Below are 24,578 nucleotides of genomic sequence, written 5' to 3'. Positions count from 1 at the left end.
GCTGCCCCTTTGTTTTTATTATCTTATTTTATCGTATTTCTCTAAATACTTGTTTTGCGAATAAATATCTTCTTTTTGATTCTTCGAATCGTAGATATTTAGTATCTAAATCTCCAATTCGAACACGGTCTAAACCATCTGCATCTTTAAATACTTTCATTAAAAATTTCACTTCTTCTTTCGAACGATAGAATGTTAGCTTTTCTAAATTACTCCATACTAATTCATCATTCAAACAATGATTCTCGATGATAAACTTCAGTATTTGTATGTCATCGTCGTATAGTTCATATTTATCTTCGAAAGTATCAATCAATCCTAACGCTATTAGCTTCTTCCAACTTTCTTCTCCATGATAAGGGTCAACTTCATCATTTTTTCTTCCAATATCATGATATAGAGCAGCTATCGATAAAATTATTGTATCTAAATCATCTACTTCAAGTTCTAAACATAAAGACTGAACATGCAGTAGGACTCTTTCTGTATGTTTTAATCCATGTATTCCATATGGATTGAAAAATAAATCCGGATGCAATTCATTTAGATATCGATGATAATCAGAAAGATAACCCAACATACCTAGACGATTCATTTCCTCTTCTGGTTTCACCATTTGCATGTCTTGAATATCATAAACATGCTCAGGTCTTACTAAGATTTCATCTTCGTTTCTTCTTGTGATGTAATCTATGACGTTTTCTTTTTTTACTTTTGCCACAAAAACATCTCCATGCATGCCCAAGTTCCCTGCGAATTTACTTGCAAAGTTGAAACTTAATGTCCAAGAATATGCTTTATCAAGAGGGGTAGATTCTGTACCTTGTGCGCGGTATATTACCAATTCTTGCTCTTGTGTTATTTCATCCAGTTTCTTCTTTAATTTTTCTTTAATACTTTGTGGTCTTCTTCCAAATGCATCTTCCATTAATTCAGGAGAGAATTGTTGGAATCCGTAATCCTCAAATGTGTATACTTCTAAAAACCATTCATATTTCTCTTCGTCCGGAATAAGAGGATACAATTTTTTTAAAGTTAGAATTCGAATTTTACTATCAACAAGTGATATAACAGTTCCGTATTCTTTGTTTGATAGATATTCATTGAAAAACTCAGTTCCTTTTTTTATTTTTTCAGGTATTTGGAACATTTCAAGTGCTTCTTCAGATAGATGATGTATATCCACAAATACAGGGAAATCATAATAGTAGTATGTAGATAATGCTTTGTTTCGATTTAGAAAATAAATGTTCTGTGGATTAAATCCTAGTTTTTCTCCTATTTGGCATATCTCTGAATAAAACATTAATTCTCTTCCTGTTAGTTTCTCATATTCTTTTTTCACTTCTTCACTTGTAATAAGGGAAGCTGGAATTAAGTCCTCCTCAGTGATATCGACGTTAGAAATTTTAAAGATTGTAGAAAAATCCATGTTTTTTCTCCTTTAGTGTTTGTTTTATAAAAGTATATCATTTATTTTGCTATTGGAGAAAAAATGCTTGTTATTCATAGTTTGACTCGTCTGCGAAACTTATCCACCCAAAGTAGGAACAATTTATCACTAGTGTTTTTAGACATCCTATTTCCACCATAAAATCCCTCTAGAGCAAATTCACCATTTCTAGTCTTTTTGTAAGTCAGACCACAAGTTTTTGCATAGGCTCTACGTCGTAAAGTTTTCATTCTTTTCATCTCCTTATTAAACATACTATAGCAAAATGAAACGTGTTTTTGAGTCGTTTTTCTGGAAAAATATTTTGTGTTTTAGTAAAGAAGATATTTATCGTTTGGCTGTGTAAAATGCTTTGGTTAATCAGCGGGATATGGACAAATATGTGAAGAAATTAAGAGAGTATGGTTTTTTTCATAAATAAGCTCTATTAAGATTTTTTTGAACAAAACTTAGCCGCGCATTCCTCTTCCAAATCTATGATTTGGTGGGGTTTAGCGGCTTTTTTAAAACAAACACTAGAACTGGTGTTTGTTTTTTGCTATAATCGACTTACCAAAATATGACGCAATTGGAAAGGGGGGGTCGACTCATGAAACAAGCAAAAACATTAAAACATAAGATTACAAATCATTCTCGTATTTTTGATGAAACCGTAGAAATCTATAATCAAGCTTTATTTTTTATTATTAAGGTAATAGATGAAGAGTTTTGGGATTTAAAACCATTTTCAATTAAAGATATGGTTACGTTGGTAGAACAGCTTATTCATGCTACAAAGTCGAACCCTCATCCTAAATATATAGAATTTAATCAAAAATTTCATAAATTCCCTTCTTATTTTAGACGCACAGCTATTGCTGCTGCGTTTGGAAAGGTGCAAAGTTTTCGTTCTAACTACCAAAACTGGTGGGAAGAAAAAAAACAAGTAGAAGCAGAAGGAAAGAAATTTAAGAAAAATCCGCCACGTTTACAACTCGAACATAAAGAGTTTCCTGTACTTTATAAAGGAAATATGTTCGTAAGAACATCAGAAGTGACAGCTTCTATTAAGGTATTTCATCAAAATGATTGGGTTTGGATTGATGTAAAATTCAAACCACAAAACTTAGAAAAACGTGGTGTTTTGGGTTGGAAAGAATGCAATCCAAAACTGGTTGCGGTCGGCAAGAAATATTTCCTTTGTTTTTCTTATGAAAAAGATATTAAGTTAAATAAAACAAAGGTAAAAGACCAAAAAATTTGTGCTGTCGATTTAGGAATTACAAATTCCGCTGTATGTTCTGTTTTAGATGCAAAAGGAACTGTCGTTGCTAGAAAATTCATTAACCAAGCAACAGAAAAAGACCGTTTGTATCGTATGACAAACAAACTAAGAAAAGCACAATCTACCTCCGGATGGGTTTCAGCACCTAATTACTGGAGACGAATTAATGGATTACAAACTCACATTGTAAATGATACATGTCATCAAATCGTAGCCTTTGCAAAAGAACATCAATGCGATGTCATTGTCTTCGAATACTTAGACAAAATAAAAACTCCAAAAGGTTTCTGGGGAGCAAAGAAACTTCGTTTCAAGCTCCGCTATTGGAGAAAAAAAGGTATTCAAAAGAAAGTAGAAGAAATGGCGCACTATCTTGGCATTCGTATTTCTCGTATCAATGCAAGAAATACAAGTGCTTTATCATTTGATGGTTCCGGCAAAGTAGAACGAAATAATAAAAAAGACCTTGCCACGTTTACAACGGGCAAAGTCTATCATGCTGATTTAGCGGCTTCTTATAATATTGGCGCGCGATATTTTATTCGTGCTTATCAAAAATCCACTTCTGAAAAGAAATGGTTGTCTCTTCAGGCAAAAGTTCCTGTTTTGGCAAAAAGAACGCAACAAACCTTGTCTTCATTAATTGCTCTTCATTTGGCATTGTAATTCCCGAAGGGAGTTATCAGCGAAATGTTGCGGCGTATTTAAGATAAGAGATGCACCTTCCAAATCTATGATTTGGTGGGTGAGGTTCACATGTCCAGTCAAATAGAAAATGAATTCAATGAGAAAGTTAATTTAGGAGATAAAAATATCAGAAATAAAATACGTAAGACTTTAGAAAGAAAATTAGAGCAAATTCTAGAGTATAAAATGTTTGTTCCATTTATTTTTACAGAATGAAAAACTCAAGCATTTATGTGTGCAAGGTAGAAACCGGATGATTTTCGTTTAATGAAACAACATATTGAAAGGAATAAATTCAAAAGAAAACTTAACTTATTTTAACAAATCAAACTTTCAAACCTTCTAACTGGTTTTTTCTTTAGATAATTAATTTAATTTCACGTATCGAATTTATTTTTTAACAAAACAAAAAACAAAAATTAAAAATGTACAATTAGATATACATAAAATAGGTTGAAAATAATTGTTATAATATTGGTAAGAAAGTACCGAGATAACGATGTGATTAGGAGGGAGTGAGGAACAGTGGATACATTGTGGAACCCTGAGATTGAAAGAAAAGCAAGGTTAGAAGCACTTCATGATTGTATCGTTTACAATTTGAAAACAGAGGATATTGAATTCAATGAAACAGAATTACGCGAAAAATTGAATCAAATAAAAGATGAACATAGATTGATGGTTCTTGCATCGATAGCAGCAAGAACAGATAATATTGAGTATTTCTTAAATAGATTATAAAAGCACTAGAGAAAAGGGGGATTATAAATGAAATCTGAACGCAATAAAAATATCTTAGAAATGCTTGAACCAGAAGGTAATGATACTTTGGATATAGAACCATTTGAATTATACAAAAGAAGAGTGGGCTCATTACTTCCTAATATGCCCGAATGTGTGTTAAAAAATTGGATACATAGCAATTATTCTTGTGTGATTATAGATTATCCATTCTTAAACTTTGAAAAAATGCAATTCACAAAAGAAGAATGGTCGAAAGAAGATATTTACAATAACATAAAATCCTACGATGAAGGCATGATTAACAACTTAGGATATCAAATTTATGATAGGGCAGATAAATCTTGGTTACAAAGATTTATGTTAAAACACATGACCTGGAATGCACCAATTATTATTCTTGAAAATAAAGAAAATCAGTATGTAAGTCATGAAAATAGATTACTAGGAAGTCCATTTCATTTGTTGGAAGGTCATTTAAGATTAAACTACTTCAGGAAAATATACAGAAGGGAAAAAGAAAACCTTAAAGAAACACATGAAATTTGGAGAGTAATAATTAAATAAAAATAAACATAAATAGTGATAATCTCATCTGGGTCCCTAAAAAATGGTATATTATAAAAGGAAACAAAAAATCGATTTGTACTTTGTTTCTAATATCTTAATAGGGGATGAAAGAATGAACAAACCACAGATAAACCACAGTGAAGAAATGAGAAATGGTTTGATGCAAAGCGATAAGTCTTACAATTTAAGAGGCGCAAAGCAGAGTTTCCCTCAATTCGCTGAATATTTTGATGCAATTCCGGAATCCGCGCTCAATGAAAATGGGTATGTTCACGAAGCTGTTTTGGCAGAATACATGGGTTATAACCGTTATCGATTATTTTGTTTACATTCAGAGAAGTATAAGCTTAGAGGCTCGATGACTGAAGAAGAATGGGAACAAAGATGTAAAGAATTAGAGAACAAAATAAATAAGGAAAAATAAAAACAATTTGTATGAAAAGCCTATCCTTGATGATAGGCTTCTTAAATATGAGGTTCTAATATTTTGAAATAAAAAACGACCTCTCTGGATTCAGAAAGGTCGTTTTTTGTCGCAGTTTTTAATCTGGAGTGATTAATTATTATGAGTGTCATATCACAACTATTGCCACATAGTTATGAACCAAACAAGACAATACTAGTATAACTGTTAACTTAAAACATAGTCAAACTTTAGATACCAAAAGAAATAAAATATTTTTTAATAAATACATGTTTTAATTTCGATTTTAATTCAGAAACATACGGGGATTTCTAGAGGAAATTATCCGATTTTGTGGAAGAAATGCATCTTTTCCCAATCATTTCGATGACTAAATTAATTTCACGTATCGAATTTCTTTTTAACAAAATATAAAACAGAGAAAATAACCAACAAGTTAATCAAAAAAATGCTTGGAATACCAAACATTTTTATAAATTTCAACTTTCGATTAAAATAACTTCATAATGTCAAAAATACCCGTGATTTTTAACAAATACACAACAGATATAACGAAAATAATATGTTCCATCATGCCTCCTGTCGTATAAATGGGTATGGAATATTTTTTGCTGCTAAATGGCAAGAACAACGGAACCCCAGACTTAGAGAATAAATCCCCTAGAATATGAAATAAATAACCCGCAGTAAATCCGAGTAAAAGCGAAATTGGAAACTGCCAAAATAAAAATATTAAAATCGCAACCGGAAACAACGAATGAGTGAGACCTCTATGACCAAATAGAAAGTTAATAATATAAGATGTTCCTAAACTTCTTCTACCAACATATGAACCTGGTTCGTCGATATCCGGGAATAGACTTCCTACAATAAGTCCAGCAACAAGAGGAGCTGTAAGGTGAGTGTCTGTAAGGTTCGCAACGGTAATTCCGGCAATGCAAGATGTAACAACATGAGTATGATACCTCATCAAATCCCTCCAGTTTCTTTAAATTTCATATATTGTATAGCAAAAGATTATATATGGGTTAAAAAAGTTAAAAATCATAGAAAAAAAAACACGAGAAATCGTGGTCTATAAGTTTAATTTTGAAATATTATCAGCGATTACATCAACGTCTTCGCTTGTTAAATGTCCGTGGGCAATATTACTTGCAAATAGGGAGTCTTCTACTTTAAGAAGGATGTTTCAAAGGAAATGGTGAATATCATATTTTGAAGAAAGGGGCTTATATCTATGAATACAAAACTAATAATAGTAGAAGGTTTACCTGGATTTGGAAAATCAACCACTGCAAAACTAATAAATGAAATTCTAAGTCAAAATAAAATTGAAGTTGAACTATTTTTAGAGGGAAATTTGAACCACCCATCCGACTATGATGGTGTATCTTGTTTTAATAAATTTGAATTCGATAGATTATTATCTAACAGTGGAGATTTTAAAGAAGTGTTTCTTAAAAGAGTTATAAAAAAAGAAAGCAATTATTTATTACCATACAGAAAGATAAAAAATGAGTTTGGCGACCAGTTTTCGGACGAATTATTTAACGTTATTTCTAAAAATGATATATACGAATTACCATTCGATAAAAATGTTGAATTAATTGCTGACAAATGGAATGACTTTGCTGAAGGTGCTCTAGAAAGCAATAAGGTTTATATCTTTGAATGTTGTTTCATACAAAATCCAGTAACAATTGGGATGATTAAATATGGTGAACAAAAAGAAAAAATAATAAATCATGTAATGAAAGTTGCAAAAATCATAGAGAATCTGAATCCGATGTTATTGTATGTAGAACAAGATAATCTTGAACTTTCATTTAGGAAGGCATTAAAAGAAAGAGCTCCAGAATGGTCCACAGGATTTGTCGAATATTACACGAACCAAGGATATGGGAAAGAACATAACCATTCAGGTGTAGAAGGAACGATAAAAGTTCTTGAAGCTAGAAGGGATTTAGAGTTAGAAATATTCGATATGTTAAAAATAAAAAAAGAAAAAATCAATAATACAAAATATGAAATTAACTCATATAGGTCAATGTTAAAAGATAAGTTAACAATACAAATATAAGTTTTTTTACTATTCCACCTTTTCGAGAGGATAGACAAAGAAACCCTACCACTAGATTCAAAATAGCCGTAAAATAGAATAGATAATTATAAATAAGGGAGTGAAATAATAGATGAGTACGGATGAGAACAAATTTGAGGAAAATGAAGAAGCTAGAGAGGACGCCGAGTTATCAGAACGATTTGGTAGTCGAGCAGATTTACCAGAAGACCAATGGATTACTAGGGACCCTAAACAGCCATTCATAGAATGGTACGAAGAAAGAAAGCGAGAACGCTTAAATAAAAAATGATAGAGTGTACTTTGTTCTTATTCTCCCTTTTCGGGGGATGGGAAAACCCTATAAGAGAATGAAATGAGGGAAGTTATGGGTTTATTAGAAAACTGGGAAGAAGGAATACGACGAAAGATACGAATGGATAGAGCTTGGAACGTACTTAATGGAAAAATCGAAGTACCAGGAGAAAAAGAACAGATTTTAGAAATTCTTGGTCTAACAAAGGAAGAATGGACTATCGTAAAAAATTGAACAAACAAGAATACAAGCCGCTATCGCAAAATTAAAAGAATCTATACCTGAAAATGAACCACTAACAGGAGATAATGTTATGGCTGCGTTTCAAGGATTAGATAAAAAAGAAATAGTTTCTTTATATGTAGAGTTAATCATTAAAGAAAATAATGCTACAGGCGTAAATACAAATGAAAATTTGGAAAGTAATTAATTCCCAAGTTTTTTGTTATGAAAACACTTAATCTTTAGCTGTTTCATTCCACAACTGTGTAGCAAGTTCCGCCACTTTTTTCGAACTCTCAAACATTTCATTAATTGTTCGGAATCAATAGACCAAGTTCCGTTTTCTCCACCATTTTGATAGCCTATAAACTCTCCGGCTGCGCATTTTCTTCGAACTTCTTTTTTTGTTAAGTCGGTGAGAAGAGATACCTCTCGAACACTAAATTAAAAAAAGAAAACCTAATTTTAGATAAAGAAGATAACTAATAAAGAAAATAGAATAAAATTTATAAAAAAAGGTAAAAAGAATGGGCATTGTATCTCTTTTTTAATTTCTTCCTTGTAAATAAATAGTAAGATAATGATTTTAAAACCGCAATATAAACAAAAATGCTCTTAAACAGGTGTTTTTTTAGTTTTGTTGAATTCTTAGATATAAAATATAAAATGAAACAAATTTATTTAAATAGGGGAGGTTTTTTACTTGTCCGAATATATGGAAGAAATTAAATACTATGGAGAAGATGCAATTGATACAGAAATTAGCGCCTTTGAAAGTGTGAATATGCTACACCAAAGGAGCTGGCTGCAAGAAAATATACATAATCTCTCGGAAGAAGAATCGGAATTATTACGAGAGAATGACCGGAAATTGCTTGCTAATGCTAAAAATATGTTTGAACATATTAGACGGATTTACGATTTTTCCGCTCGCTCTACAGAACGTCTTGAAGAATGGTGGTGGCATTTGGATATGGTAGTCGATGGAAGGTTAAAAGTTTCTCTTGAGAGAACAGATGAATGAATTTCCAATTATTTCTTTATAAAAAATGCATCTGTGTTAGAATTTCTATGCACAAAATCAAAGTTAAAATGTGCAATATGTGACGAAAGGGAGAAAGAATTTGAGCAAAAATGGAAAGGATAAAAGTAAAAAGGATGAATTTGTTCATCACAACAACTATGACATTGCCCAAAAACATGTAATAGGGGGATTGAAATCAGGAAATGAAATTCCTGATTTCTTTGGAATTGGACCTAAGAAATTTGACCGGGTGGAAAATGTTCAATTAGACCAAGTTGTATACACGTTTGGAAAGCAACCTGATTTAGTTCTTTGGTTTGAAGGAGATACCTTAGTCAATTGGGAAAATCAATCGATTTATGAGGATGATAACGTAGAGCGTTTTTACGAGTATTATTTTCGACTTAGACAGAAATTCAAAGGACAATTCAAGGACTTTTACACATTGGTTGTATATCTATGTAAACGCCCAGAATCAGGTGTTATCGACACTATAAAAGATAGTACAGGTTCGTTCAAAATGCTTACTTATTTTGTAGGAGACGAAACCGATGGAGACGAGAAATTCCAAAAAATTTCTGCTAAAATAAAAGAAAATCCAAAGGTTCAACTCGACGAAGAAGAAAAAATCGAATTATTGTACAATGCATTTAAAAATAACAAAGTAAGTGTTAATGACAGAGCACTAGAAATCCTAGATACAGTTATTGTATTAGAGGATAAAGAAGAACAGTATGCTATTATGAGCAATGTTTTAGTTATGGGAGATAAGAAATTTACAGATGAAGTTAAAAAGCTAATTAAGGAGGCGCTTGAGATGAACTCTCTTTACGATGAAATTCTCTATGGTGATAAAATAAAGGAATATGAAAAAGAAATTATTTTAAATATGATTTCTGAAGGATTTTCTAATAAACAAATAATGAAACTTATCCCTAAATTGGAAGAAGAAAAAATCGAAGAACTTCGCCGCATGCAAAAAAACGAAAAGTAATAAACATGAAAGGGAACCTATTGGTTCCTTTTTCTTATTAATATGCTTTTTTAAGATAAAAATAATAAACTTTTTATCTTATATTTAATGTATTACGTAAAAACGTTAGAATATAGCAAGAGATATTTAGAGTTAAAAGGGGATAAACCGAAATTGGATGCTGAATCTAGAAAATTTTTAATGCAGTTGGAATGTCGTATAATTTAGAAGGGAATAAGGAAAAATCTTCTCAATTTGCGAAGTATTTGAATATGGTTCCAAAAGAAGAGGTCAGGGAAGATGGATATGTTCACGAAATTGTTCTGGAGCAAATAGGTATCGTCTATTCAGGTTCCATGCTGTTAAACATACGCTCACGGAATGGATAAGTGAGGAAGAATTGCAGCAAAAGTGCAAAGAATTAGAAACGGAAATTTCGAAGGAAGAAACATCGTATCAGCTGTGTTAAAATATAATTGAAGTAGGATAAGGGAGGATACACTTTAATGAATAAATATGAAAAACAAATTGACTCTTTATTTGAGTTATTAGATGAATTGGTAAACAAACAAATTGGTCTGAATGTAATTATTAAGGCTTTAGGTGCAGATGAAAATCATGGCATGCTAGATGAAGCGATTGAACGAGTTGAAATCATGATTGTTGAAGCTTTTGGTGGTACTGAAGAGCATTATAGACACATCGAAGGTACAGAGCTTTTCTATAACTATAAGTGGCATGAAGGCGAAGACCTTAAAAAAGATTTAGTTGATTATATCAAGCACACAATTGAAAATGATTGGACAAATGAAATCGGTGTGGCGATAGTGCGAGCTTAATCGAGAAGGGATATTCCCTCTTTTTTATTTTGGATTTTTATCTAAAAGAAAGGCGAAAAAACTCGCCTAGGAGTTAATGCGCCTTTTCAGATTAATCGTATGTATTTCTTTTGGCTTCCACAAGAAACCTGGTGAGTAATTCATGATTAACTGACATAATAATCCTCCATTACGATTCTTTACAGTTTCGATAGTATACATTCTATAACTAATTAATCTTCATCATAGAGATTATCTACAGTTTCTTGTAAAGCATCTAATAGATAATCTTTAAAATTGTCGTAGGTAACTGCATACAGTGTCTTTGAAAAACGGCTCCAAAAAACAACAGGGCACTCATCGTTCTTCATTTGACTTGTATCTAGGCATGTTACGGAGCCATCTATATCGTTTAAAACAATATATTGTAATGGTAGGTCATATTTCTTTCTATACGATTCTGTATGATAGACTACAGATGAATCCACTGCTGTACTTTCACAACCGTGTATTTCCATCCCGTCAAGACCGCCACTACCATATTGTTTTAAAAACCAATGATAACTGCTTGGGAATGAAATGTTTAGAAGTTGCGCTGCTTGTTGAATCGTCTCTTCATTTACTCCTCCCGTAAAATCGCCATCTTTTTCATATAAAGTAATGATTGAAATAATCTCGTCATTCATATTATCATTTCCCCTCCAAATGTTGTTGCACTCTTATTTTCCAAGAGTTCTCCCTTGAAATTATTATACTGTTTAACTAATTCTCTGTCGTTTTAAAAATTTCTTTATCTTAATTAAACAGTTTAACTTTTTTGGATTTTTTTAGAATCCTATATAGGTTTGATAAGTATCGTCTGTCATATGAGTAAAAAACAAGGTTATTTTCCCAAAAAATGATAATGTAGTATAAAATTATAGAGAAAAAAACGAGTGAAAAGGGGAAAAGATTATGTCTAAAAAAGTTACATGTTTAAATTGTGGTCATTTACAAAATGTTGAAAAGAAAGATATTCATATCGATGAATTGGGGAAACATACAGTTTGTAAAAATTGCGATAGTAGCTTTGATATCGAATAGTACAACCCGACAGTAAAAAAACGAAACGCAAGCGTTTAATTAAACACTTGCGTTTTTTCATTAATGGTTTATTTGTTTATAACAAACAAACCAACAAAAGAAACAGGTGTAAAGGGCAGTTTCTTTTGCTGGTTTAGTTCGTTTCAGTCCGTATCCCATTGGGAGGTGGGCACGAATAAGCCTATTTAACAGTAAAATTAGGTTTAATTATATTATTTCCAAAATTATATGTATTAAACTCTATTTTTAAAATAAGCTCTTTTAAAGCTTGTTTTTGATTTTTTACTGGCTATCGAGTTCCGTAAGTTAAGCAACTATTCTATTAAACTCTATTTTCGAAGAAACGGTCTTTAGATTTATTCATAAATTTTTCAATGAATGTTCCAAAATCTCCAACCGAAATTGTGCATTTGAAGACATCTGTTTCATCATATGGGTTGGTGTCTTCAAAAGTCATTTGCCCATTTTCATCGATATGAACGCTTGAATGCGCCAAAGCATTTCTTATCCTTCTACAAAGATGGTATTTCCCACGTTTTTTACCCCAACTAGATACATTGAACTTTGATGCGTCAACAAACGAATAATCTCCAATTTTAAAATCTTTTTCTTTTGGATACACAAAAAATAAATATGCTGCCATAAGTATAATACTTTGGTTACCTATACTAGCGTTATTATTGTTCTTTTGGAATTTTTCTAATAAATCACCCACTTTTTCATCTTTATTGGCTGGGTTTAAACATTCTTGTATCCATGATAAACTTATTTTCCCCAGAATCATTAAGCTCAAATCATCTAATGTACCTTTCTTACCAACTGTCATAAACCATTCCTCCATTTGCTTAGTTTCTAGTTCTAAATATAAGTTGATGTCCAAATTCCAATAATTACTATTCTAATTCAAGAGTTAATTGAAGTAAACTAAATTTTCTTAATTATTATGTTGGTTACTTCCGAAAAGAAATTCCCTTCTACGAGAATAAGAATAATTATTCGCAATAATTCTGTTTTCATAAAGGAAATCTCCCAATTAACAAGTAATATGCTAATATGTACGAAACAATTCAAACGTATAAGAGGAAAAGAGTTTTTATCAATGGGGGACAAAAAAATGAAAAGAAAAATAATGGTATTATTAGCTGCTTCTGCAATTGTGACATCTGTTGCTTGCAGTAACGATAACGATAAAGAAACAACAACGAATTCACAAACAAAATCATTAGAAAATACATCAAAACAAACCGTGAAGGGTTCTACAGATACACCGCAACAAACAAAACAAGAACAAACACAAAGCACAACTATGAACGAACATGAAAAACTAGTACAAGACATTTTTAAGTTCCACTTAGACCACAACCAATTTGGGAAATATGTAAAATCTGTTGAACAAAGAGGCTCTACAATTATTGTAGATTTCCATAATTCATATTCTGAATTAAAAAAATCTCAACCGTTTAACAACCGTTATAATGAAGCTACATTCCCAGATTTATATGACCACTATGCAAAAGAAGGAAATTACGCAGATTTAAACTCGTATTTAATCACAAGAACTACTTATGTTCTAGCTAATTATCCGCAAATAGATAGAATCATCTTAAATATGCCTAAGAATACAGAAGGTAAATATTATGTAGCAGATGTAAATCGAAAAGAACTTGATGTAGTTCTAGGGTTTGATACGGCACTTCTGAAAAAGCAAAAAGGAGATACAGATTGGGGAGATAACTTCTCAAGTCATTTTGCAAATGAATATATGTACAAAATTAGCGATGAGGCATATGACAGCAATACGAGATTTATTAATAAATTCATTCACTTTAAAAATGTACCTACAAAAGTAAGTGGTGATGTCGTAGCATCTATTCATACATATAAACTACCACTAGAAGAACAAACATCTATGTCTAAACTAATTAAAGATTCTTTATCACAAACACCATATGCAGAGTACATGACAGATGAATTTGAAGTAAAAGGAAAAGACGTTGAAGCTTCAATGAACAATATATTAAAGGAAAAAGGCGATGAAGAGACTAAAAAAGCACTCGTTTATATTTCAGGAAGAATATTAGCAGACTTTCCAGAACTACAAAATGTATCTGTAACAGCTGGTACATACAAAGTGAAAGTAAATCGAGATAAATTAACAAGCTTATTAGGGTATGACATTGCAACACTTGTTAACATCGAAGCAGGAGAAGTGAATGATTGGTCGGCTTGGTCTGCAAAGTTTTCTGATGCGTATACATCTGGAACAAATTTAGAAACATATATGAAAACTTTTTCTCATTAAATCATTAAACGCCGGAGTTTCCGGCGTTTTTATTATGAAAAATACGATTTAATGAATTGTTACGAAAACATCTTTAATTCTAAAGAAGTTAAGAAGTTTTATAGAATGACTTTCCATTGAAGCAGAAAAATAAAAAAGGCTTTCACAAAAGAAAGCCCGCAAACGTAAGTAAAAGGCTGCAAAATAGAAATTGATAGCTGACCCTATCCCTTTCTAAACTCTTACTCATTATCAATATATCAAGTTCATAACCATTCATGCAATACGTTTTATCTTTTTCGCTTCGCGTAATGTCACATTGTAATATACATTAGTCGAATCGGTGCATTTCATCATTCTCATTATGTTTACACTTTTTAACCTCATTTTTATCCCTATGATACAATGTTAAAAAGAGAAACAAAGAGGAGAAGAACGATGTTTACTACAATTGAAATAGAAGAATTTCCAACGATTATTGAATTATTTGAGAAAGATAACGGCAAAAAAGTAGAAGTAAGAACGAATATGGGACGTTTATTCATCACAGGAGAAGGAAACGAGCTCATGTTACGCTTTAATAAACATTCAAAAAGAATTACCATAGCACGAATTTTATTTAAACACACAAGAATTGGCTATGGAACATACTTATTATCGGAATTAAAACAATACGGTAAAGCGAATGGCTATGATTCTATTTTGATAGAAAGCCTCATGACAAACGAAGCATATCAATTTGCAACAAAACATGGATTTCAATTCATAGGAGACCCTACTTTTACCAGAGATTCTGAACTGTTCTTTTATGGTGATTATAAATTAGATATTACAAACATATAAGTGCTCACTTTGAGCACTTTTTTTATTTTTACGTACAACAACCCTAAGAATCTAATTGTTTTTTAACCATTTTTGGGAAATTACTTTATAATTTTTTAAAAAACAAAAGAGGTGTCTTTTATATGAAAAAGATTCAAGGAAGATATATTTCTGGAGACGGGAAAGAAGCACAATACGGAGAATGGACTGTAGAGGAGATTGCTAATTTCGTTAAAGACAATCACTTTGTACATTTAAGACTTAGTGGCTATCACATCAACGATGAAAATCATTATGCTTCTGCTTCTGCATTAACCATGTTTCCAAGAGAAACTATACCAACACAAGAAGAAGACAAGATACTTATTCCTACATGTTTTAGACGTTTCAAATTGGGATATATGTTCAGTGAGGGAAATCCAGATGACCTTATTCCAGTTACGTGTATTGTCAATGCAAACGATGAAGAATTATTTGTAACGATATCAAAGAACTAGACTCTTTTCGTAATGAATGAAATGCAAATAATAAACTATGTTGGAGGAATAAACAATGTCAAATTTAGAATACACGATTAACAGAATGGTACTTTCATTAGAGAGACAAGCACAAAATCACAATGTTTCTTTGAAGGGCATAACACTAAAAAATTTCAATAATTTTTTAAATGACTTATTTAATGATGGTGGAGAAATTCGTTGTGTGAAATTTGTAGATTTATCTTGGAATTATGCTTCGGATTTCGGAAGATTTGGCAGTGATAAGTTTGAAGACGCAATTTGGAGAGCGGTAGAAGGAGCAGTAAGAAAACTAGAAAATAAATACTCTTTCTTAACTCTTGAAAAAAATGAAATTTAAATCGACTTATAAAAGACTCTTTTTATCAAGAGTCTTTTTTCATTTTCAACGATAAACTGCCTCTGAAAGAATAAAAAGGCAAGAAAATATCAATGAAGAACAATACAAACGATGTAGTATACTTTTTTCAATAGGAGAACAGACTAAAAGCGTATCATTGTTTGAAAAAATTCTCATAATGATTGTTTTGGTATATTGTGGAGAATAGGGAAATAGTATATAATAAACAATATAAATTTAGTAATATCAGATTGCTTTTTTAGGGATTCCTAAACAAAGGAGAGATTAACATGAGTATTACCATTTATTATGGAAACCATGAAGAAAAAACACTTCATACAATGGACTGCTACGTTGATTTAGAGTCAGATGAAGAATCTGATGCAGTAGACGCCCGATAATTATCGTCCTTATTGAACTTTACATATACAACAAGCGTTCCATTTCAACGAAATCAGTTAATAATACGTACAAGTATTTAAATAGTAAACGAGTAGAAGCCCCATTCTTATGAATGGGGCTTTTTTATTTTGTTACTAACGAGATTAACCAACAAAGTATGCCATTTAATCTTGTATTTTCACCACTAATGCTCTTGATTTTTGATTTGTTAGAAATTTCAAAAAGGTATTCCTGAAACGGCTGAGAAATAAATAAACACTTTAGAAAGGAGTAGGTTGAGATGTTAGAATTTTTAAATAAAACAATCGGTTTAGTGAATGACAACCTTTGGACTTATATTTTAATACCATTTTTAGTTATACTAGGTTTGTTTTTCACATTTAAAACCGGATTTGTACAATTGCGTTATTTTGTAGAGATGTTAAAAATAACATTTGAAAAAAGTAGCATTGCTGAAGATGGTAAAAAGAAAATTTCTTCGTTTGGAGCATTTTGTATCGGAGCAGCTACTCGTATTGGTACAGGGAATATAGCCGGTGTAGCAATCGCTATCGTTCTTGGTGGTCCAGGTGCTGTATTCTGGATGTGGGTTATGTCTATCTTTGGAGCTGCTTCTGCTTTTATTGAATCAACCTTAGCTCAAATCTATAAAGTGAAAGATAAGGAAGGATTTAAAGGCGGTCCTGCTTATTACATGCAAAAAGGTTTAAACAAACGTTGGATGGGAGTTTTATTCTCAATCTTAATTATTTTCTGTTTCGGTTTAGTATTTAATTCTGTACAGGCAAATACAATTGCAATTTCAGTTGAAAGCACATTTGGAATTAGTCGTGCAGTAACAGGAAGTATCTTAGTTGTGTTAACTGGTATTATCATTTTTGGCGGAGCTAGAAAGATTGCTCGTTTTTCAGAAGTTGTCGTTCCTGTTCTTGCGTTATTCTATTTAGGTTTAGCTGGTTATGTAATGGCAATTAACGTTACAGAATTACCATCCATGTTTAAAATGATTTGGGACAGCGCTTTTGGTTTACATGAAGCCGTTGGAGGAACAATTGGTGCTGCATTAACTTGGGGAATCAAACGTGGTCTATTCGCAAATGAAGCTGGTATGGGAAGCGCTCCTAACGCAGCTGCTACAGCGGATACATCACATCCAGTGAAACAAGGCTTGATGCAAGCATTTGGTGTATTAACAGATACATTAGTAATTTGTTCAGCATCTGCATTTATCGTATTATTATCAGATGCTTGGCAGAATACAAAATTAACAGGTATTGAATTAGCAACAGCATCATTAAAACAAAACGTAGGGGATTGGGCAGGCATATTTATGACAGTCACTATCTTCTTATTCGCTTTCTCTTCTGTAATTGGAAACTACTACTATGGTCAAACAAACTTAGATTTCGTTAGAGAAAATAAGGTTTTATCTCTTGTATATCGTTTAGCTGTATTAGGAATGGTTATGGTAGGGGCAGTTGCAAGTCTTGATTTTGTATGGGGATTAGCGGACCTATTCATGGCATTAATGTGTTTAACAAACTTAGTAGCAATTACTTTATTATCTAAAGTGGCATTTTCTGCTTTACGTGATTATGGAAAACAGAAAAAAGAAGGAAAAGAGCCTGTTTTCTATGCAGAAAATATCCCTGGACTAACAAATGTAGAATGTTGGGATTCAGTAACGACTGAAATGAAAAAATCAGAAATAGGAGCATAGTTGGTAATATACTTAATTGGACGAAATCATAATATGATGATTTCGTCTTTTTTTGTTCGGTAAATGAATAAAACTAGTAATTTTCAGCCTAATTATAGAAACATGCGATAAAATAATTATATGAAAAACAGCCGCAACGTAAATTCATATTACGTAGCAGCAATCAAAGAAGGTAAGGAGATTATTTTATGAACGAAGTAATAGTAATAGATTCGATAAAATCATCATTTATAGGTCTTGGTAAAGATATTAGTCATTTGTCGGACGATGAAATTAGAAATAAAGCAGAAATTGCTGTAAAAAAAACTCAGGAATTAAATGTTGATGTAAACAACAGAGAAGAGTATTTAAAGGTAGTATATGAAGTATATGGTATTTAATTTCATTACCAATTCGAGATAAGTATTCATTAAAAGAAAAAGCAGCGGAATCATAGTTTAAGTAGTTCTGTTTTTGCAGATAAATATCGAAAATAGCATCATAATTAGAAGACCAAATCTTATTGATTTGGTCTTCTTGATATTTAGGTTATTACAATGAATACGAATCATGGTTTTAATTAGAACTTTCAGCCAAGAAGCGACAGAATTTTTAAGATTATTTGTTAATATATGTATATAGAGTGTTAAGAGATATGTTCGAAATAGAAGGGGGAATCATACAATGTTACGCCTAGACCATTTTGTCATACATATTGATAATGATTTAGAAAAAATAAATCAATTAAAAAAAGAATTTGATAAACTGAACCTTCCATTTGAGCCTCAAAAAGGGAAAGGGACAAAAGGATTTAAAGTAGCAAATTTTTGGGTAGGAGAACAATATTTAGAATTACCGTATTTAAAAAACTTAGATGGTGGTGGGTGGAAAAGTGAATGGGTAGATAAATACAACCAAGGAAAGAGAGGAATTTTTGGTTTATGTCTGTTTACTGATTCATTGGACGAAATCAAAGACGGATTAATACAAAGGGGGCTGGAAATAGAAGGTCCAGAAAGAATTACATTTTCTATGCTTTTTGGATTATTCAAAAAAAGGTTGCCGTTTAGAACAGTCTATGTAAAACCTATTCCTAATAGTGGTTTGCAAATATTCTTTTTACAAATGGATAGCGAAGAGAAATATGAATTCATAAAAAAATTTATGAAACCAAATACCCAAGACGTTGGTGTCTCCTCTATTTATGAAGCTGTCGTAAAGAAAAATTTTTCAAATGAAGAATGGACATTTATTCAAAAAGTATTTCCGCAATTAATTGAAGATGAAGAACAAGATAAAAGAACAGTGGATATGGGAGATACACATTTGCACTTTGTCTCCACGCAAGATAACTTGCTAAAAGTAGATTTGCACTTGAAGGCAGAAAGAGAAGAACATAAAAATAAGCAGATTGAGATAGAAAATGTATTGCTTTACTTTAATTAAATTCATGTAGCATATAAAGCCCCCTACCTGCCGTTTCCGCCCAAGGTAGGGGGCTTATTGTTAAATACGTTAAAATAAATAGACTATCTTTAGGCTATCGTTTTTCAGTTTATTTTCTCTCCAGCATAGCATGATAGAGTATATGTAATTTCATAAATTGCTCAATATTTTCTTCCTCATCTTTGATAAGTTGCTTCCGGTGTTGAATGCCTTCTATGTTTTCCGGGTTATCATTTATCCATACTTCGTGTCGATTGATTACATCTATTCTTGGTTGAATGCATAATTCGAAATCTTTTATTTGCGTCTCCATGTTCATGATTTTCACATCCTTAACAGGTCTTTTTTTCTCATTATAGGTAACAAAGAATTCAGATATACATCGATAGGAATCTATATAAAAAATATCTATTTTTTATTGCATCTTTCAAATTTTTCCTGTAATGTATCAAAGCTTAAATAAGAGCGGAGGTGCTATATGGGATACGGCGGATACAGCAATGAATGTCCAGAATGCAGAAGAAAGTTCGAAGCAGACAGATACAAATGCGAAGACTGTGGCAAATATGAGGTGTGCAGCTACTATAGATGCCACTATTGTCTATATTGCAGAGAATGTAAAGAAAATCATGGGTAAAACAAAATAACAAAAAAAACCACAATTAGATACTCATTCTATTGTGGTTTTTTCCTGTATTATAGTTTCATTTTAAATTAAGAATTCAATTCTAGTTGATTAGCAGTTTTTTCTTCAATTAATTCCTCTAGATTCACATCAAGGGCTTTCCATGTTCCACTATTATTTAATGATTTTTCAAGCTCTTCTAAAGAATCGCGATAACCGTTTGCTACACCTTGTCCATTAAGAGAAACTAAAGCCCACTTATCACCTAATAGGTTTCCTAATGGGATAATCGAAACCACGTATGTTCCCATTATGTCTTTTCCGTACCAATCTTGAACAACTGTCCCTTTTTTAATTTTAATCAAATTCGAACACTCCTTTTAAATGATTCTTCATGTTTTATTTTTACTCAATTCAGCGAACCAATATATGAATGGAACGCTTTTATTTAAAATATTATAGCCTTAATTTGATTTTTTGGGGTTATTTTTCTGTAATACTCCTTCACTTGAAGTTCGAATTCGACATACGAGTGAAAAATGCAAAAAATGAATAATTCGTTCTTTACTTTTCGTTCCATTATTTGTATACTTTAGTTATAAGAACAAGTGTTTGGTGTTCGTAAAAACAGACACTTTACCAGAGCGGAAAGGAATGAAGATTGTGGCGCAAAGTAAAAGAAGAGGAAGAAAGAAAAAAACTCCTCCTACCATTTCTAATACAGGATTTATCGGAGCTGCGTTTGCAGATACAATGGAACTTCTAAAAAATGAATATTATTTTGCTCGTAAGCATATGAAAATCGCACATCGAGTATTAGATGGTCTTTTGCAGGCATCTAGTTTAATGTTTCAACAACATGGTGTCGCTGCCTACATGTCTTGTATCTATTTATCGAAACAGAAAAAAATAGGTATTATTCTATCAACTAAACCTTTTACTAATAAAGAAGGCGAATCTTATTTTATTAATTATTTAAAAGAGCGGAACCATTACATAGGAAAAGACAAAGATTATCATGAAATTTTTAATACGGGATTCATTGGAGTTGTATTTGCGGACCTTTCCAGCATTGAGAAGTATACATTCTCAGAAGAAATTAGTTTATTAAAACATTTGTTCAATCAAATGATTATTCCCGTGAAGGAATTGTTCTTACAAAACAAAGTTAGAGTATATATGTCCGGCGTAGAGTCTTCAGAACAAAACAAATTAGGATATGTCTTATCCGTTAAGCCTTATGACGAAAAAGAAGCTGATTTATACTTTATTGAATACCTAAAAGAACGTGGTGTTTATGAAGGTGATGAAGAAGAAATAGATACTATCCCAATCATTAAAGGGTTATCATAGATTACATAGAAAGAAACGTCTCAATGCAAATAGAGACGTTTTTTTGTTGGACAAACCTATACATGCAATGATTTCGAAAATTTATGAGGTTTATTCACCTTTTTGACTATCAAGATGGCTTTTTAATTCATCTAGAAATCCATCTATTTTTTCGATTTCAATGAAACTAACTGTCTCTTCCATATCTCCATTCATTTGCAAATGAATTATCATATCCAACGCCAAAGCAACATAATCCTCTAAGTAATCTTCGTTTCCGAGCGGGAATTTTTTGCAAGGTATATCTTCAATTAAATATTCTTTTTCTTCCTTTTCCCACTTGTAATCCATCCTCATTACATTTCCTTCCCATTCTCTATCAAAATGAACGATTATATCTCCCAAGTTGCTTCCGCCTCTCTAAAAAGGATTCAACCTTATATTTTATTTAAATAAACAAAATTCCTGTGAAAGGATTTAGCTTATAAACGTTTCATATTTGTTGAGTTGTAGCCATCATATAGCTATAGCGTTTCATGTTCAATAAATTGTAGCCATCATATAGCTATAACATTTCATGTTTAATGAATTGCAGCAGTCATATAGCTATAAACGTTTCATATTTTGAAGTCAAGCTGCCAGAACAAATTAAAATATCTATAGCAGCCAGCCGAAATTTCCTGCTAATTATCCTATCCAGGGGTGTTCTTTTTACAAACAATAAAAATCCTAACCAATTTTGTGATGGTTATAAAATGCATGCTATACTTGGTAAAAAAACCAAGGAGAATACAAAAATGACAGAAAGAGTGTTACCCAATCAAGATTTATATGTAGACAACATTAAAGGATGGAGTAAAGAAACAGGCATACGAGTAATAAAAGAAATTAGCGAGAAATTATTTATCTTAAAATGTGGCGGTTTTCAATTACGAACAGAATTAATGAATCAAACTGACAAAACATTGAATGCTATTCAGGTAATTGTTATTTTTTCTAGTCGTCAAAACAAAGAAATAACAGATGAAATCAAAGAACAATTTGATGAATTACTACTTATCATAATGGATTATTGGCATGAATATGCTACGTTGAATGACTATGAAAGTGTATTGCTTGTCGATTATTTTAATGACTGTGAATTGGAACCAATTTTTCAATCAGACACAGATGAAGAAGAACCAAGAGAAGACGTTATCAGGTTTTTATTTTCGTATCCAATGTTACAACAAGGTCGATTACTGGGAGCTAGAATATCGAAAAATATAGAATGCAAAATCCAAAAGTTTTTAATAACAAAATCATTTTTGGAACAAGCTCTATCAACAAATCCGTTGATTCGTATTATCCCTAAACTAAATAGTAATAACATAGACTCATTAATTAGAAAAAATGCTTCTATACTTGTTGAGTATGAAGATTGGCAATTCTTTTTAACATTAATAGATGATTATCAAACTTTGATGTTTTATACATTAAATGAAAATAAGGAACAAGAAGTATTACTTATTTCACCTGTAAACAATAGTAAAAATGCAGTAGAGAAAGTAATCGAGCAGATTAAAGAGGAAAACAAGTTAAAACACCTAGTTAAACCACCAATGAAACATTTTAAAAACTTTTTTAGCAAACACGGCAATAGCCTTTCATCTTATGAACATTATAAGCATGAGTTCGATTCACTACTTTCCATACTGGGGGACTGGGAACAAGTAGAAAGTGAATTTATATTTTTGAACAAACGAAACAAACTTGATTGTACCGTAGATTCTTATGATTCTATTCGCAAATCACGTATACGTGTTCATGAATGTAAATCGAAACTATATCGATACTTTTTCGTAGCATACAAAATTGAAACGGACAAAGGCGAAAAATACGAATGTTCTATTATTGTATCAAAAGACTTACAAGGTTCCTCCGAGGAATTGCAAAACAAACTACAACAGCTTTTTATCAAGGGTCTGTAGGCGTGCAAATTAAAATAAACTAAGAATGTACATGAAATGTGTACGAAGGAGACAGAGAATATGGCAATGAATACACTTGGTGAAAAAATAAAAAAAGTTCGTTATTTAAAAAAAGGATATACCAATTTACAACAAGATAAAATATATGAGGCTGAAGCTTCTTCAATAATGGGTTTGGGAGCTAATAAACAATTTGCCAGATATCGTATTACTGATGAAGAAGGAGACTATTATACTGTTGCTAATGGAACGGTTGATAGTTTAGAAAAAGGTTGGGAATGGGTTGAATAATTAGCAACCCAATAACAATCATTAAATGAAATTATAAACAAAAAGTAGCGATTTTTAACATCGTTACTTTTTTTGTTTGCATCAAACCAGTTTAATTCATTTCAATGTTTTGTTGACATTTTGAAGTTATACCCTAGAATATGGAAAGTTTACAGAACAGGAGGAGTGAAAGTGATGGATAAGGGGTCTCAGGAATTGTTAAAAAAGATAAAAATACCGCTAATTATTTTTTTAGCTTTGGTTTTCATAACTACAATAGGCAGTGAATTTGCAAAAAATAGCTGGGAACATCCCGATTATGTATTTCAAAATAATGCAGGTAGAACACTTTCTGACAAAGATGCTATCACTTTAGAACAAGGAACATATACTTTGTATTTCAATAAAACAAGTGCTTTTCAGGAAAGAGATAATTACAAAATTTCTATTTTAACACCATCAAAAGAAGAAAATATGTCTGATTTTTGGGAACCTCTTCCGATGAAAAAAAGACATATGGATTCCGAGGTTAATGGAAGCAGAATCCAAACAATGTATGTGGTTGAAATTCCAAAAACTGATATATATCTTGTTAGGGTTGAAACTACACAGGAATTAACAAGCGAGGAACAAATTGCAACGTTTAATATGAAATCTGGAAATATGTTTTTTTCTAATATGATTGTATGGGTATCAATTTTGGGATTTGGTATTTTCGTATTTATAATTTCAAGAACCATATTTCGATTTGTTATTAGTGGGATAAGACAAAATATTGCAGAAGCAAGGAAAGACCACGACAATGAATCAAAATAAAACTCATAGCATTTTTGATGATTACTTAACAAATAGAAAAGGCAGATGATTTAATATAATCATCTGCCTGTCTTCTCGAATTACTTAGAACGATAAATTAATGGATATTCATCAAAAAATTGAAAACAAACTACATCTCTTGCTAACATTCCATATGTCTCATTTTCTTTTTCTATCATTTCTTTAAATTCTTCAATGCTATATTCTAATTCTTCATCTAGTAATAGTTCTCGATATATATCTACATCTGTTTCGAATCCAACAATCCATGCTAAATCGTTTTCTGTTTTAAATCCTTCAACTTTTCTAATTTCTATAATATTTACATTAGATACATCAATATCAGAAGGGATTTTATTCCACGATTGAATGTATGTTGGCAAAATCGATTTAATTTGATTAATTTTTTCCTGCATATGAATT

The 24,578-nt window shown here is 31.5% G+C and carries 32 protein-coding genes; 24 read left to right on the top strand and 8 right to left on the bottom strand.

Annotated elements, in window-relative coordinates:
• Positions 1–28 precede the first annotated feature (28 nt).
• Positions 29–1,432, bottom strand: coding sequence for an HD domain-containing protein (locus PDL00_RS04750; protein ID WP_270726992.1), 1,404 nt, complete (start codon positions 1,430–1,432; stop codon positions 29–31).
• A 610-nt stretch (positions 1,433–2,042) separates the two neighbouring features.
• On the opposite strand from PDL00_RS04750, the gene PDL00_RS04745 reads away from it, so the two are divergent.
• The 5 genes from PDL00_RS04745 (at position 2,043) to PDL00_RS04725 (ending at position 5,139) form a co-directional block, all read left to right on the top strand.
• On the top strand, positions 2,043–3,383 hold the full coding sequence (locus PDL00_RS04745; RefSeq protein ID WP_270726989.1) for a transposase: 1,341 nt from the start codon (positions 2,043–2,045) through the stop codon (positions 3,381–3,383).
• Between the two features lie 90 nt (positions 3,384–3,473).
• Entirely contained in the window at positions 3,474–3,620 is a 147-nt protein-coding gene (locus tag PDL00_RS04740) for a hypothetical protein (protein WP_270726986.1), read from the top strand.
• A gap of 309 nt (positions 3,621–3,929) precedes the next feature.
• Positions 3,930–4,145: a hypothetical protein gene (locus tag PDL00_RS04735; RefSeq protein ID WP_270726983.1), complete on the top strand. Its 216-nt coding sequence runs from the start codon at positions 3,930–3,932 to the stop codon at positions 4,143–4,145.
• 27 nt (positions 4,146–4,172) lie between these two features.
• Positions 4,173–4,712, top strand: a complete 540-nt coding sequence (locus PDL00_RS04730; RefSeq protein WP_270726981.1) for a hypothetical protein — start codon at positions 4,173–4,175, stop codon at positions 4,710–4,712.
• 115 nt (positions 4,713–4,827) lie between these two features.
• Complete coding sequence (locus PDL00_RS04725; protein ID WP_270726978.1) at positions 4,828–5,139, top strand: hypothetical protein; 312 nt, start codon at positions 4,828–4,830, stop codon at positions 5,137–5,139.
• Between the two features lie 490 nt (positions 5,140–5,629).
• Here the strand turns inward: PDL00_RS04725 and PDL00_RS04720 are convergent, their stop codons facing one another.
• A complete protein-coding gene (locus tag PDL00_RS04720) occupies positions 5,630–6,109 on the bottom strand; it encodes a metal-dependent hydrolase (RefSeq protein ID WP_270726975.1) in 480 nt (159 codons plus the stop codon).
• Between the two features lie 267 nt (positions 6,110–6,376).
• Here PDL00_RS04720 and PDL00_RS04715 point away from each other — a divergent pair, with 267 nt between their 5' ends.
• The 6 genes from PDL00_RS04715 to PDL00_RS04690 all read left to right on the top strand — a co-directional run bounded on the left by PDL00_RS04715 (position 6,377) and on the right by PDL00_RS04690 (position 10,572).
• Positions 6,377–7,219: a hypothetical protein gene (locus PDL00_RS04715; RefSeq protein WP_270726973.1), complete on the top strand. Its 843-nt coding sequence runs from the start codon at positions 6,377–6,379 to the stop codon at positions 7,217–7,219.
• 112 nt (positions 7,220–7,331) lie between these two features.
• Positions 7,332–7,511: a hypothetical protein gene (locus PDL00_RS04710; RefSeq protein ID WP_270726971.1), complete on the top strand. Its 180-nt coding sequence runs from the start codon at positions 7,332–7,334 to the stop codon at positions 7,509–7,511.
• Between the two features lie 75 nt (positions 7,512–7,586).
• On the top strand, positions 7,587–7,748 hold the full coding sequence (locus PDL00_RS04705) for a hypothetical protein (protein WP_270726969.1): 162 nt from the start codon (positions 7,587–7,589) through the stop codon (positions 7,746–7,748).
• 691 nt (positions 7,749–8,439) lie between these two features.
• Complete coding sequence (locus tag PDL00_RS04700) at positions 8,440–8,760, top strand: hypothetical protein (protein WP_270726965.1); 321 nt, start codon at positions 8,440–8,442, stop codon at positions 8,758–8,760.
• A 100-nt stretch (positions 8,761–8,860) separates the two neighbouring features.
• A complete protein-coding gene (locus tag PDL00_RS04695) occupies positions 8,861–9,754 on the top strand; it encodes a hypothetical protein (protein ID WP_270726963.1) in 894 nt (297 codons plus the stop codon).
• Between the two features lie 485 nt (positions 9,755–10,239).
• The gene (locus tag PDL00_RS04690; RefSeq protein ID WP_270726961.1) at positions 10,240–10,572 is read left to right on the top strand and encodes a hypothetical protein; all 333 of its coding nucleotides are present in this window, start codon (positions 10,240–10,242) and stop codon (positions 10,570–10,572) included.
• Between the two features lie 212 nt (positions 10,573–10,784).
• On the opposite strand, the gene PDL00_RS04685 is transcribed toward PDL00_RS04690, so the two are convergent.
• The gene (locus PDL00_RS04685) at positions 10,785–11,237 is read right to left on the bottom strand and encodes an SMI1/KNR4 family protein (protein WP_270726959.1); all 453 of its coding nucleotides are present in this window, start codon (positions 11,235–11,237) and stop codon (positions 10,785–10,787) included.
• Between the two features lie 268 nt (positions 11,238–11,505).
• On the opposite strand from PDL00_RS04685, the gene PDL00_RS04680 reads away from it, so the two are divergent.
• Entirely contained in the window at positions 11,506–11,634 is a 129-nt protein-coding gene (locus tag PDL00_RS04680) for a hypothetical protein (RefSeq protein WP_270726958.1), read from the top strand.
• A 322-nt stretch (positions 11,635–11,956) separates the two neighbouring features.
• Here PDL00_RS04680 and PDL00_RS04675 read toward each other — a convergent pair whose 3' ends face one another.
• Positions 11,957–12,460, bottom strand: a complete 504-nt coding sequence (locus tag PDL00_RS04675) for a hypothetical protein (RefSeq protein ID WP_270726956.1) — start codon at positions 12,458–12,460, stop codon at positions 11,957–11,959.
• Between the two features lie 288 nt (positions 12,461–12,748).
• Between PDL00_RS04675 and PDL00_RS04670 the strand changes: the two genes are divergently transcribed.
• The 7 genes from PDL00_RS04670 to PDL00_RS04640 all read left to right on the top strand — a co-directional run bounded on the left by PDL00_RS04670 (position 12,749) and on the right by PDL00_RS04640 (position 19,142).
• Positions 12,749–13,936, top strand: a complete 1,188-nt coding sequence (locus PDL00_RS04670) for a hypothetical protein (RefSeq protein WP_270726954.1) — start codon at positions 12,749–12,751, stop codon at positions 13,934–13,936.
• Positions 13,937–14,353: 417 nt separating this feature from the next.
• Positions 14,354–14,758 (top strand): hypothetical protein, encoded by a 405-nt coding sequence (locus tag PDL00_RS04665; protein WP_270726952.1) that lies wholly within the window; start codon positions 14,354–14,356, stop codon positions 14,756–14,758.
• 122 nt (positions 14,759–14,880) lie between these two features.
• On the top strand, positions 14,881–15,234 hold the full coding sequence (locus tag PDL00_RS04660; RefSeq protein WP_270726950.1) for a hypothetical protein: 354 nt from the start codon (positions 14,881–14,883) through the stop codon (positions 15,232–15,234).
• Between the two features lie 55 nt (positions 15,235–15,289).
• Positions 15,290–15,595 carry a hypothetical protein gene (locus PDL00_RS04655; protein ID WP_270726948.1) on the top strand — a complete coding sequence of 102 codons (306 nt, stop codon included), beginning with the start codon at positions 15,290–15,292 and terminating at the stop codon, positions 15,593–15,595.
• A 682-nt stretch (positions 15,596–16,277) separates the two neighbouring features.
• Positions 16,278–17,717 (top strand): alanine/glycine:cation symporter family protein, encoded by a 1,440-nt coding sequence (locus PDL00_RS04650; protein ID WP_270726946.1) that lies wholly within the window; start codon positions 16,278–16,280, stop codon positions 17,715–17,717.
• A gap of 188 nt (positions 17,718–17,905) precedes the next feature.
• Positions 17,906–18,097 carry a hypothetical protein gene (locus PDL00_RS04645; RefSeq protein WP_270726944.1) on the top strand — a complete coding sequence of 64 codons (192 nt, stop codon included), beginning with the start codon at positions 17,906–17,908 and terminating at the stop codon, positions 18,095–18,097.
• Positions 18,098–18,380: 283 nt separating this feature from the next.
• Positions 18,381–19,142, top strand: a complete 762-nt coding sequence (locus PDL00_RS04640; RefSeq protein WP_270726943.1) for a VOC family protein — start codon at positions 18,381–18,383, stop codon at positions 19,140–19,142.
• Between the two features lie 109 nt (positions 19,143–19,251).
• Here the strand turns inward: PDL00_RS04640 and PDL00_RS04635 are convergent, their stop codons facing one another.
• Positions 19,252–19,461, bottom strand: a complete 210-nt coding sequence (locus PDL00_RS04635; RefSeq protein WP_270726940.1) for a hypothetical protein — start codon at positions 19,459–19,461, stop codon at positions 19,252–19,254.
• Positions 19,462–19,642: 181 nt separating this feature from the next.
• On the opposite strand from PDL00_RS04635, the gene PDL00_RS04630 reads away from it, so the two are divergent.
• Positions 19,643–19,789 carry a hypothetical protein gene (locus PDL00_RS04630; RefSeq protein WP_270726938.1) on the top strand — a complete coding sequence of 49 codons (147 nt, stop codon included), beginning with the start codon at positions 19,643–19,645 and terminating at the stop codon, positions 19,787–19,789.
• A gap of 67 nt (positions 19,790–19,856) precedes the next feature.
• On the opposite strand, the gene PDL00_RS04625 is transcribed toward PDL00_RS04630, so the two are convergent.
• A complete protein-coding gene (locus PDL00_RS04625) occupies positions 19,857–20,132 on the bottom strand; it encodes a hypothetical protein (protein WP_270726936.1) in 276 nt (91 codons plus the stop codon).
• 298 nt (positions 20,133–20,430) lie between these two features.
• Between PDL00_RS04625 and PDL00_RS04620 the strand changes: the two genes are divergently transcribed.
• Positions 20,431–21,120, top strand: a complete 690-nt coding sequence (locus tag PDL00_RS04620; RefSeq protein ID WP_270726933.1) for a hypothetical protein — start codon at positions 20,431–20,433, stop codon at positions 21,118–21,120.
• 90 nt (positions 21,121–21,210) lie between these two features.
• Here PDL00_RS04620 and PDL00_RS04615 read toward each other — a convergent pair whose 3' ends face one another.
• Complete coding sequence (locus PDL00_RS04615) at positions 21,211–21,504, bottom strand: hypothetical protein (RefSeq protein WP_270726931.1); 294 nt, start codon at positions 21,502–21,504, stop codon at positions 21,211–21,213.
• A gap of 392 nt (positions 21,505–21,896) precedes the next feature.
• Between PDL00_RS04615 and PDL00_RS04610 the strand changes: the two genes are divergently transcribed.
• The 3 genes from PDL00_RS04610 (at position 21,897) to PDL00_RS04600 (ending at position 24,155) form a co-directional block, all read left to right on the top strand.
• Positions 21,897–23,069 carry a hypothetical protein gene (locus PDL00_RS04610; protein ID WP_270726930.1) on the top strand — a complete coding sequence of 391 codons (1,173 nt, stop codon included), beginning with the start codon at positions 21,897–21,899 and terminating at the stop codon, positions 23,067–23,069.
• Positions 23,070–23,129: 60 nt separating this feature from the next.
• Positions 23,130–23,360, top strand: coding sequence for a hypothetical protein (locus PDL00_RS04605; protein WP_270726928.1), 231 nt, complete (start codon positions 23,130–23,132; stop codon positions 23,358–23,360).
• 171 nt (positions 23,361–23,531) lie between these two features.
• Positions 23,532–24,155, top strand: coding sequence for a hypothetical protein (locus tag PDL00_RS04600; protein WP_270726926.1), 624 nt, complete (start codon positions 23,532–23,534; stop codon positions 24,153–24,155).
• 80 nt (positions 24,156–24,235) lie between these two features.
• On the opposite strand, the gene PDL00_RS04595 is transcribed toward PDL00_RS04600, so the two are convergent.
• Positions 24,236–24,571, bottom strand: coding sequence for a hypothetical protein (locus PDL00_RS04595; protein ID WP_270726923.1), 336 nt, complete (start codon positions 24,569–24,571; stop codon positions 24,236–24,238).
• Positions 24,572–24,578: the final 7 nt, after the last annotated feature.

This window comes from Bacillus cereus group sp. TH152-1LC, from assembly GCF_027710505.1.
Classification (GTDB): Bacteria; Bacillota; Bacilli; order Bacillales; family Bacillaceae_G; genus Bacillus_A; species Bacillus_A mobilis.
This window is presented reverse-complemented; position numbering and strand designations above follow the sequence as displayed.